This is a genomic window from Shigella sp. FC1967, assembly GCF_001743005.1.
Lineage (GTDB): Bacteria > Pseudomonadota > Gammaproteobacteria > Enterobacterales > Enterobacteriaceae > Proteus.
In genome coordinates this window covers 1-10,359 of record NZ_MIIZ01000177.1, presented here as the reverse complement: position 1 = coordinate 10,359, position 10,359 = coordinate 1, and the positions used below count along the sequence as shown (strand labels likewise).

10 protein-coding genes and 1 pseudogene are annotated in these 10,359 nt (G+C 38.1%); 2 read left to right on the top strand and 9 right to left on the bottom strand.

Going from position 1 to position 10,359, the window contains the following annotated elements; genetic code table 11:
• Positions 1-180: 180 nt before the first annotated feature.
• Together BHE89_RS01645 and BHE89_RS01640 are read right to left on the bottom strand one after the other, a co-directional pair.
• Positions 181-1,368, bottom strand: a complete 1,188-nt coding sequence (locus BHE89_RS01645) for an MFS transporter (protein ID WP_069368069.1) — start codon at positions 1,366-1,368, stop codon at positions 181-183.
• 200 nt (positions 1,369-1,568) lie between these two features.
• Positions 1,569-2,315 carry a sulfite exporter TauE/SafE family protein gene (locus tag BHE89_RS01640; RefSeq protein WP_069368070.1) on the bottom strand — a complete coding sequence of 249 codons (747 nt, stop codon included), beginning with the start codon at positions 2,313-2,315 and terminating at the stop codon, positions 1,569-1,571.
• 184 nt (positions 2,316-2,499) lie between these two features.
• On the opposite strand from BHE89_RS01640, the gene BHE89_RS01635 reads away from it, so the two are divergent.
• Together BHE89_RS01635 and BHE89_RS01630 are read left to right on the top strand one after the other, a co-directional pair.
• Positions 2,500-3,078 carry a helix-turn-helix domain-containing protein gene (locus tag BHE89_RS01635; protein WP_069368071.1) on the top strand — a complete coding sequence of 193 codons (579 nt, stop codon included), beginning with the start codon at positions 2,500-2,502 and terminating at the stop codon, positions 3,076-3,078.
• A 211-nt stretch (positions 3,079-3,289) separates the two neighbouring features.
• Complete coding sequence (locus BHE89_RS01630) at positions 3,290-4,186, top strand: cation diffusion facilitator family transporter (protein WP_069368072.1); 897 nt, start codon at positions 3,290-3,292, stop codon at positions 4,184-4,186.
• A 69-nt stretch (positions 4,187-4,255) separates the two neighbouring features.
• On the opposite strand, the gene ilvN is transcribed toward BHE89_RS01630, so the two are convergent.
• From ilvN to argF, 7 genes and pseudogenes are all read right to left on the bottom strand, one after another.
• Positions 4,256-4,540, bottom strand: coding sequence for an acetolactate synthase small subunit (gene ilvN / locus BHE89_RS01625; protein ID WP_069368073.1), 285 nt, complete (start codon positions 4,538-4,540; stop codon positions 4,256-4,258).
• Positions 4,541-4,543: 3 nt separating this feature from the next.
• Complete coding sequence (gene ilvB, locus BHE89_RS01620) at positions 4,544-6,241, bottom strand: acetolactate synthase large subunit (protein WP_069368074.1); 1,698 nt, start codon at positions 6,239-6,241, stop codon at positions 4,544-4,546.
• A 108-nt stretch (positions 6,242-6,349) separates the two neighbouring features.
• Positions 6,350-6,448 carry an ilvB operon leader peptide IvbL gene (gene ivbL / locus BHE89_RS01615; RefSeq protein WP_071788573.1) on the bottom strand — a complete coding sequence of 33 codons (99 nt, stop codon included), beginning with the start codon at positions 6,446-6,448 and terminating at the stop codon, positions 6,350-6,352.
• Between the two features lie 248 nt (positions 6,449-6,696).
• Complete coding sequence (locus BHE89_RS01610; protein ID WP_216080964.1) at positions 6,697-7,974, bottom strand: YfcC family protein; 1,278 nt, start codon at positions 7,972-7,974, stop codon at positions 6,697-6,699.
• Complete coding sequence (locus tag BHE89_RS24160; protein ID WP_216080963.1) at positions 7,931-8,209, bottom strand: hypothetical protein; 279 nt, start codon at positions 8,207-8,209, stop codon at positions 7,931-7,933. Before BHE89_RS24160 ends, BHE89_RS01610 begins: the two co-directional genes overlap by 44 nt.
• Before the next feature lie 101 nt (positions 8,210-8,310).
• On the bottom strand, positions 8,311-9,258 hold the full coding sequence (gene arcC, locus BHE89_RS01605) for a carbamate kinase (RefSeq protein ID WP_069368076.1): 948 nt from the start codon (positions 9,256-9,258) through the stop codon (positions 8,311-8,313).
• A 15-nt stretch (positions 9,259-9,273) separates the two neighbouring features.
• Positions 9,274-10,267 (bottom strand): annotated as a pseudogene (argF, locus tag BHE89_RS01600) (ornithine carbamoyltransferase).
• Positions 10,268-10,359: the final 92 nt, after the last annotated feature.

Genomic DNA, 10,359 nt, shown 5'->3' with positions numbered 1-10,359 from the left:
TATTAAGCAATTTCTATGATTATCTTAATTAAAGTTTTAAATTAAGTATAATAACGGGATATAAATTATAAATCATTTATAAAAAAAACAATAAGGTAAGATCTTAATATTTAGAAATCGAGAACAGAGACGCTTCTCTATCGCATTCCTATCACCCTAAATGAAATACGATAGAAAATACTAAGATGAGTGACTATTGAGTGTTTCAATACCTAGATTCCAACGTTCCATCGTTGAAACTAAAAATAACCCCGTCATAGCAACCAATAAGAATGGTAGTGAAGATGAAGAAATTTCTGACATCGCACCAGCCAGCAAAGGCCCTGCTAAATTACCGATCCCCCATAACATCGCAGCTGACGCATTAGCGACCATAAGATCATTACCTGAAAAATATTGCCCTATTTGTACCAACGCAATGGTATATATCGCCCCCGCTGTTGCACCCAGTAGCAGTAATAAAGGCCAAATCAAAAATGTATGAGACATTGTGATAGGTAATAATAAGCTGGCAAGTAAAGTCACTACCCCACAAATTCGATATAGCCGTGTTCTGTTCATATGATCAGCAAGCCAGCCAAATGGCATTTGCATAATAGCGTCACCTGCTAAAATAGCACTTATCATCATTGCAGCAATCGCTTCAGTGTGTCCCATGCTTAGACCATAAATAGGAAACATAGAAAGTACGGTGCCATCAAAAAAAGCAAAGAAAATAATGCCACCACAGATCGCAGGAGCAACTTTGACAAAACGAATAATAGAAAAATTAGGCTCTTGCGTATCTTTCGGCAATTTATCTCCTGTTTTCTGATCCATCATTAAAAACAGAACAATAGAGATAATATGAATAAAAACACTCATTAAAATAGGTGTCTTATCTGCGACGCCATAAAGCGCAATTATCGAAGGACCTAATAACTGGCTGATCGTAAATACCGTGGTATATACCGCTAAAATCCGCCCACGTTTATTATCGGGCGAAAGTTCATTAATCCACGTTTCACCTAAACAAATCATCACACCACTGGCAATACCCGTGATTAATCGTAACGGAAATAGCAACTCTAGAGGTAGGCTTCCCATTAAGGGTAATAAGCTGATTGCTGAAACAAGGGTTGCTAATAGCATGGCAAAGCGTTTACCAATCCATTGCACAATACGTCGAGCAAAAGGTGAAATAATTAACATCCCAATAGCGGGTGCGGCAGAAATAAGTCCAATGATAGATTCACTAATACCCGCTAAATTAAGGCGTAGTGCAACCATAGGAATAGTTAATCCGATAACAATCCCGATAACGCCAATACTTACCGTGATAGTTGTTATCGCAAAAACTTCAGATTGACGATAATTTTGATATGACATGTTATTTTGTTTCTGCGAATAACAGAAACCTCTGTAATAAAAGGAAGGTGGTTAAATAAAATATTGTTGTATTATAGGAGATAAGAAATAGATAAACATGCTTAAAAAGTAACGTTAATCAGAGAAAGATCTCCGTTTGGCTCACAAAGATCTTTACCTTTCATAATATTCTCACTTCATCAGCCGTTGTCCTACAACGCTTAAGAAAAATAACGATAGATAAGCACAGCACCTGATGCCAATACAATGGTATAAATCACACTCATAAATCGCGCTTTTGACATCCGTAATGTCAAATTTCGCCCTAACCATACACCAGCAAGCATAGCAGGCAAGAAAATAACAGCTAACTGAAGAATATCCCATTGCCAATAAATACCGGCAAATAAGAAAATCACCACTCGTGTTAGTGTGCTAAAACCAATCAATGTGGTTTGTGTAATGCGAAATTTGTTTTTATCTGCAATTCGACCTGATAAATAGATCGCATATAAAAAGCCCCCACTGCCAAACAACGCACTAAACACACCACCAATTAACCCAAAAGGATAAACCAAGCGTTGGGAAAATTGATTTTCTTGTTTTTTCCAAAACAGGGCGTAAATTGCATAGCAAGTGGCAAAGATACCTAAAAGAAGAGAAAGTAAATCTGGTCGTGTCGTTAATAAAATCGTTGCGCCAACAAGACTACCAATAATAATCAGCGGAATAAGATAGCGTATCTCTTTAAAATCAGCTTGTTTTCCATCTCTTAAGACATTCACTATGGCAGCACTTAAATCAATTAATGCCAATAAAGGCACTATCATTGAAAGAGGCAAATAAAGTGCTAATACAGGACCCGCAATTAACGCAGAGCCAAATCCCGCCATACCGAAAATGACATAAGCAAAAAATAAGGTAAGTAGGCAAATAAAAAGATCAGACCAACTGAGCAAGTCCAGCATAATAATCCTTGAATAATTATCATTTAATGAAGGATATTAGCGTAATTATTAAAAATCGAATAGTGATCGTAAGACTATTCACAAAATACAGCAGAAACAGGATCTCATTTTTCCGAATACGGTTAATTAGTGCTATTATCTAGTCGAAATGACACTTTTAAACTAACGATATTTTGAATTGGCAATGAACCCACAACCTCCTAAAAAAACGAATGAATACCTTGGTAATAAAGTCAAACAATTAAGGCAATCTCGAAACTTGTCACTCAATGAGTTATCAAGAAAATCGGGAATATCCAAGGCTGCATTGTCAAAATTAGAATCCGGTGATTCTAATCCCAGAATCGATACCTTAGAGGCTATTGCGATAGCACTTGGCTTTCCTTTGGGAGATTTATTTAGTTTTACGCGTGAAGAGTACCCTCGTTTAGAACGACATAAACCTATCGTTGGTGATTATGCTCAGGAATTTAAATTTCGTATTGGCATCGGCAATATTACTGAAATTTGGCATATCGAAATGAAGCATGGTGCCATTATTAACAGTCCCGCTCACGCAGATGGAACGCAAGAACATATCATGGTTTATTCTGGTAAATTAATGATGCGTTTTGATAACGACGAAACGGTTTTATTAGAAACGGGTGATTTTTACGCTTTTCATGGTAATGCGCCCCACTCTTATATTTGTGTGGAAGGGCATTTACGAGCCTCTGTGATCATGTCTAGCCCAAATCAACAGCATTACCATCATCGCCCTTAATCAATTTACCGCCCTAGCTTTATCACTCGCACGATAATTAGTAAATCATTTAACTGGTTTTAATTATCGTGTGAACTTAATTATCAATACCCTTCATTTAATGTCTTCATATTCGCTTTAAGTTGTCTAGAAATCCTCTCTTTATCTAATTTATTTTTCTTTATTTTCAGCTATGTTTTTATTAATGCTATTCGGATAATAAGGAACTTCAATGAGTGGAAATCATGAACATGCGGACGTAAAAACACTACCTGAATCGCGATTATTAATTGCATTCGGCTTAACATCATCATTTATGTTAGTCGAATTTATTGGTGGTTATTTAACGGGTAGCTTGGCATTAATTTCCGATGCCATGCATATGATGACGGATGCTTTCGCGCTTTTACTTGCACTGATCGCTATTCATGCAGGTAGAAAAGCCGCTGATGTTTTTAGAACTTATGGTTATGCACGCTTTGAAATATTAGCGGCAACCATGAATGCACTTATTTTAATGGCAGTCGCTTTCTATATTTTATATGAAGCCTATAAACGCTTATCTTCTCCTCCAGATATTCAATCTGTTGGTATGCTTATCATCGCGTTAATAGGTCTTGTGGTTAATTGGATTTCAATGAAATTACTCACCAGCACAAAGGATGAAAGCCTTAATGTAAAAGGAGCTTACTTAGAAGTTTGGGCTGATATGCTGGGCTCAATTGGCGTAATTATTGGTGCGATCATTATTTGGTTTACAGGTTGGGAGCTTGTTGACTCTATTATTGCCGTGTTAATCGGTTTTATGGTTTTCCCACGAACTTGGGTATTACTTAAAGAATGTCTGAATATTTTACTTGAAGGCGTGCCTCGCGGTATCGATCTTATTCAGGTTACTGAAACAATTAATAATAACCCTGATGTTGTAGGCTCTCATGATTTGCATTTATGGGCACTCACACAAAGTAAACTTATTTTAAGTGGGCACATCGTTTATCAACCTAATGCCAATCATGAAGAACTTAGAATTCACCTTGAGCAACAACTTCGTGAGCAATTCCATATCAACCATATTACGTTACAGATGGAATGTGAGGACAGACAACATCTTGAAGAAAATCACCGCTAAAACAGAATAAATTTATACACTCATAAAATTCTGGCTCTCTCTTAATGATTAAAGAGAGAGCAATCTGTATTAATTTAAATAACTTTCCATTTGTTCAAAAACACGTAAATCATCGCTGAATCGCACTTCTTTTACGTCTTCAAGCTTTTCTACCTGGCTCACCATCTGCATTAGGCGATCATCTTTTTGCACTAATAGCCAGATACGGCTTTTATCGCTATTTTTCATCGGTAAACATAAAATACCATCGACGTTAAATGCACGGCGAGCAAAGAGTCCACAAATATGGGTCATAACACCGGGATGGTTGCGAACAATCAATTCCAGCGCGATAGGTTGTGATTGTTGTGACATAAATTAAGCTCCTATCATCTCAATATTTGCCGCCCCTGGCGGTACCATTGGAAATACTTTTTCATGAATATCAATCATTACATGAATTAAACACGGACCTGGTTTTTCAATTGCTGCTTTTAATGCACTCGCAGGATCCGCTTCCTGATTTAAGTCACAGGTATCTAAACCAAAACCTTGTGCGATACGAATAAAATCTGTTTGATAAGGGTAAGCTGCAGCATAAATACGCTCTTCAAAAAACAGCGTTTGTTGCTGGTGAACCAATCCCAATGCCTGATTATTTATCAAAATAATTTTGATATCTAATTGATGCTCAGCCGCCGTAGCAAGTTCTTGAATATTCATCATAATGCTACCATCCCCAGAGAAGCAGAGGATTTTCTTACTGGGCTCAGCTAATGCAGCACCAATCGCAGCGGGTAAACCAAAGCCCATCGTACCTAAACCGCCTGATGTTAACCACTGTCGAGGTCGATTTAACGGGTATGCTTGTGCGACCCACATCTGATGTTGTCCTACGTCTGTTGTAATAATCGCTTCATCATCAACACAGTTTGCCGCCGCTAATACAATGCCATAACCACTTAGGATATTTTCAGCATTTTTCATCTCTAACGGGTACTCTTGTTTCAGTGTCGTAACACGTTCTATCCATTCATTACGTTTGTTTGTATTAATCAATGGCAATAACAGTGATAACACTGATTTCGCATCAGCGTGGATCGCGATATCTGGGCGTTTGATCTTACTAATTTCAGCGCGATCAATATCAACATGAATAATTTTGGCATTAGGGCAAAATTTCTCCGCTTTGCCGATGGCACGATCGTCAAATCGAGCCCCTAATACAATCAAGAGATCCGCTTCTTCTAAAATAAAGTTGGTACTACGAGTCGCATGCATACCCAACATCCCTAAGTACAATGGATGCGAAGGTGGCATTAATCCTAAACCCATTAAAGTCATTGTTGTGGGTAGATTATTTTTCTCTGCTAATTCAATTGCTTCCTTACAGGCTTCAGAGCTAATGATCCCCCCACCTAAATATAAAACAGGTGTTTTAGCCTGATTAATCATTTGCGCCGCTTGTATCACTAAATCCGTATTAAATGCGGGAACGGGATCTTTTTGTGGAATAGGCGGTAACGCTTCTAATGTAATTGTGGCTTGCTGAATATCTTTTGGTACGTCAACCCAAACAGGCCCCGGTCTTCCTGACATCGCTAAACGGAATGCATCACAAATAATTTCAGGTAACTCAGCAATATCACGAACTAAATAGTTATGTTTTGTAATTGGAATAGACATGCCATAGGTATCAACTTCTTGGAAAGCATCCGTTCCAATCATCGCTGAAGATACCTGACCTGTAATACAAACTAAAGGAATTGAATCAAGCTTAGCATCAGCAATGGCTGTTACTAAGTTTGTTGCACCAGGCCCACTCGAAGCGATACAAACCGCAGGTTTACCATTAGCACGAGCAATACCTTGTGCAATAAAACCCGCACCTTGTTCATGGCGAGTTAAGATATGTCGAATAGATTGGCTTTGGCTTAAAGCATCATATAACGGAAGCGCTGCACCACCAGGGATCCCTGCAACTGTCGTGATGCCTTGCCGTTCCAATAAATAAACGATTAATTGCGCACCAGTAAACGTTCTACTTGTTGTGGCGTTTTCTTGTTGATCACCCATTTTTATCTGTCCTTTGTGCTAAGCCGGACTTGATGGGCAGGTAGAAAAGAAAAACCCCGCCCGGTTAATGCGCCGGCGGGGTTTCGAAACTGTGTTGATTCGGACCCGTTACGGCGCTTTGCCGACGACCACCACCACACGCACGACAACCACAGCCGCGATGTGCGCTGTTAGTCGTAGGCTTTGTAGTAGAGTAGTGATGATCATGGGTTACCTATCAATTAATTTAATGATGTGTTTACGTGTTATCTGTATTTAAAAAAACATAACTTCTACAAATTAACAACCTTTTTTTTTTCGGTTTATTTTTTTATCACCACTAAAAAACGAGAGCTAGATCACTTCTCATGAAAATCAAAAAAATATCCCCCGATCGCAGCATAAAAAATCTAGATTAATTTTAAATTACAGAATAACCAAAACTCGTATTTCAACATAAACACATCAACTCAATTTTATAAAAAAGCCACTTGAACCAATAATAGTGTTGCCGAAAGTACAAACATAAATATCACCATCGGCATAATAAATTTAAGCCATTTGTTATAAGCGATATCTAACATTTGTAATGTCGCTAACACCAGTCCAGTAGGCGCTAAGAACAACATGATATATTGCCCCCAGTTATATGCTGATACCACCATATAACGAGGAACACCGACCGCATCAGCTAATGGCGCCATAATTGGCATTGCTAACACAGCAAGGCCTGAAGAGGAAGGCACAATGAAACCTAAACAAATAAAGACAACGAGTTGTGCTAATAAGAATAGGCTTGGTGGCATTCCTGCTACCATATGAGACATAAATTCAAGGATAGTGTCAGCAATTTTGCCTTGTTCCATCACAAGGTTGACACCTCGTGCTAAACCAATAATTAGTGAAACACCAACTAATTCAGATGCCCCGTGAATAAATCCGTCAATGGCTGTTTTTTCTTTTAATCCTGAGAGGAAAATGATAATGATTGCGATACCAAGGAAAAGAGCGGCCATTTGTGGAAACCACCAGCCCATGTCCATAACACCCCAAACCATAATAGGAAAAGCAGCAACAAATAAGCAGAGGATCACTTTACGACGCCACGAAAATTCCAATATTTCATTAGGATCGTAATCATTTAAAAAGCGCTGTTTAAAACTTTCCGCATTTTCATAGTTGTAAGAGAAAGTTGGATCTTTTTTGATCTTCTTGCAATACCAATATAAATAAACCAAAACACCTATCGTACCAATCACCAACCCAATAGTACGAAAACCAATCCCTTCAATAAAACTGATCCCCGAAGCATTTGATGCAATAACAACTGAAAAAGGGTTTACCGTTGAAAACCCAGCCCCCATTGAAGAGGCAAGGAAAATAGCACCGACACACACAATAGCGTCATAACCCAAAATTAAGAATATAGGCACTAATATGGGATAGAAGGCAACGGCTTCTTCTTCAATCCCGCAGCTTGTCCCGCCAATGGATAATATAATCGTAACACCAAATACCACTAAAAATTCTTTACCTTTTGTTCGATTCGCTAGCGCTGTTAAACCCGCATTGAATGCACCTGTTTTATTAACAACACCAATAAGTCCTCCCAAAACAAGAATAAAAACAATAACGTCAGCCCCTTCTATCGTTCCTTTCACCATACTCTCGGTTATATCCATTATCCCTTTAGGTTGCTGTGCTACTCGTTCATATGTTCCGGGTATCGCTATCGGTTTTTTTAATTGTCCCATCGGTAAATTTATTAATCTCAATAGAGACATTTAAATCATTTAATGTCGCTTGAGTTGCAGGTAACACGTCATGAGAACCATCTATTTTCGCAACCACTAATGATGGATCCGCGGAGTTATAACTTAATCGTTGATATTCTCCTGCTGGAATAATCCACGTTAAGCCAACCACAATTACTGTAATTGCAAATAAAATAGTAAATGCGGTCGGAAACGCAAACTTTTTAAGTTTCATAAGCGTCCTCGACTTAAATAAGAGGTTACTCTGCCAGTAAAAATAATATTTATCTGGCAGAGTCTATTATTAGAATTAAATTTAGAATAATAAATATGATATTAATCAGAAATAATTGTTGTACCTGTTTTTCCTTCTAAAGCAGATAATGCATTCTCTAAAGAAGTAATAACAGCTTGTACACCTTTATCACTCTCTTTTAGAAAATTAAGGCAAGCTTCAACTTTAGGTAACATACTTCCTTTAGCAAATTGCCCTTGAGAAATATATTCCTGAGCTTGAGAAAGCGTTAAGTTATCTAAATTCATTTGCTCTGGCTTATTAAAATTAATAGCAACTTTATCAACCGCTGTTAATATTAATAAAATATCTGCTTTTAATTCTACGGCTAATTTTGAGCTAGAGTTGTCTTTATCAATAACGGCATCAATACCTTCTAATACATCCCCTTTTCGAATAACGGGAATACCACCGCCACCAACAGTAATAACCACAATATTACGTTCAACTAACTGTTTAATAATCGGTGATTCTACAATTTCTAACGGTTGAGGTGATGGGATCACTCGGCGATATCCACGCCCTGCATCTTCCATAAACTGAAAACCGTGCTCTTTTTGAATAGCCTCCGCTTGCTGTTGGGTATAAAAAGCGCCAATCGGTTTTGTCGGTGATAAAAAAGCAGGATCGTTTTTATCAACAACCACTTGGGTCACAATGGTTGCACAACCATGATTTTTATTCAGATTTCTCGCCCATAACTCGTCATTAATAGCTTGTTGTAGATGATAGCCAATATAACCTTGGCTCATGGCACCACATTCAGCAAAAGGCATATAAGGCGTGCCGATGTTCTGTTGAGATGCATAATCCATAGCTAAATTGATCATCCCAACTTGTGGACCATTTCCATGACCAATAATGACTTGATAACCTTTCTCAACCAGATCCACAATAGGCTTTGCGGTTTTTCGTACTATCTGCTTCTGCTCTAGTGGCGTACTGCCCAGTGCATTTCCCCCTAAAGCAATAAATACCTTCTTTGGCATTGTTAACTCCTTGCTTTAGCTTAAAGTCGCAAACATAACAGCTTTAATGGTGTGCATACGATTTTCAGCCTGATCGAAAACTTTTGATTGGCGAGACTCGAAAACACCGTCTGCCACTTCCATTTCACTCAAGCCAAATTTTTGATAAATATCTTCACCAATCGTGGTTAAGCGGTCATGGAATGAAGGTAAACAGTGTAAGAAAATAGCGTGAGGATTTGCCATTTTCATCATAGATTCATTGACTTGATAAGCTTTTAGTAAACGAATGCGTTCATCCCAAACACTATCAGGCTCACCCATTGAAACCCAAATATCGGTATAGAGAACATCAGCGTCCTTTGCCCCTTTCTCAATATCTTCTGTTAATGTGATAGAACCTTCGTTTTCAGCCGCGATGATACGACACGCCTTTACAAGTTGTTCTTCTGGCATTAAAGAGGCGGGACCACATGCCGTAAAATGTAGGCCTAATTTGGCACAAACGACCATTAAAGAGTTAGCAACGTTATTACGGGCATCACCAAAGAAAGTCAGCTTAAGCCCTTTTAAATGACCAAAATTTTCTTCAACGGTAAGCATATCCGCCAACATCTGAGTGGGATGAAATTTATCGGTAAGACCATTCCATACTGGTACTCCTGATTTCTCCGCCAATTCTTCAACTAATGACTGATCAAAACCACGATATTCAATACCATCATAGAAACGCCCTAACACGCGCGCAGTATCTTCAATAGACTCTTTTTTCCCCATTTGTGATGAGCCCGGATCAAGATAAGTCACCCCCATCCCTAAATCATAACCCGCAACTTCAAAGGCACAACGTGTGCGTGTTGAGGTTTTTTTCAAATAATAAAACGATATTTTTGCCTTCCAAAGAGCGGTGCGGAATACCTGCCATTTTTAATGATTTAAAATGTTTAGACAGCTTTAATAAATATTGAATTTCAGCAGATGAAAAATCGAGTAATTTTAAAAAACTTCTACCTTTAATATTAATAGACATAATAATCCTATCTCCTAATTATTTTGATAATAATAGAGTTGAAAAATAGTTTGTTATTAAAAATAATAGAGAGCCATCCTCAATAACCTAGG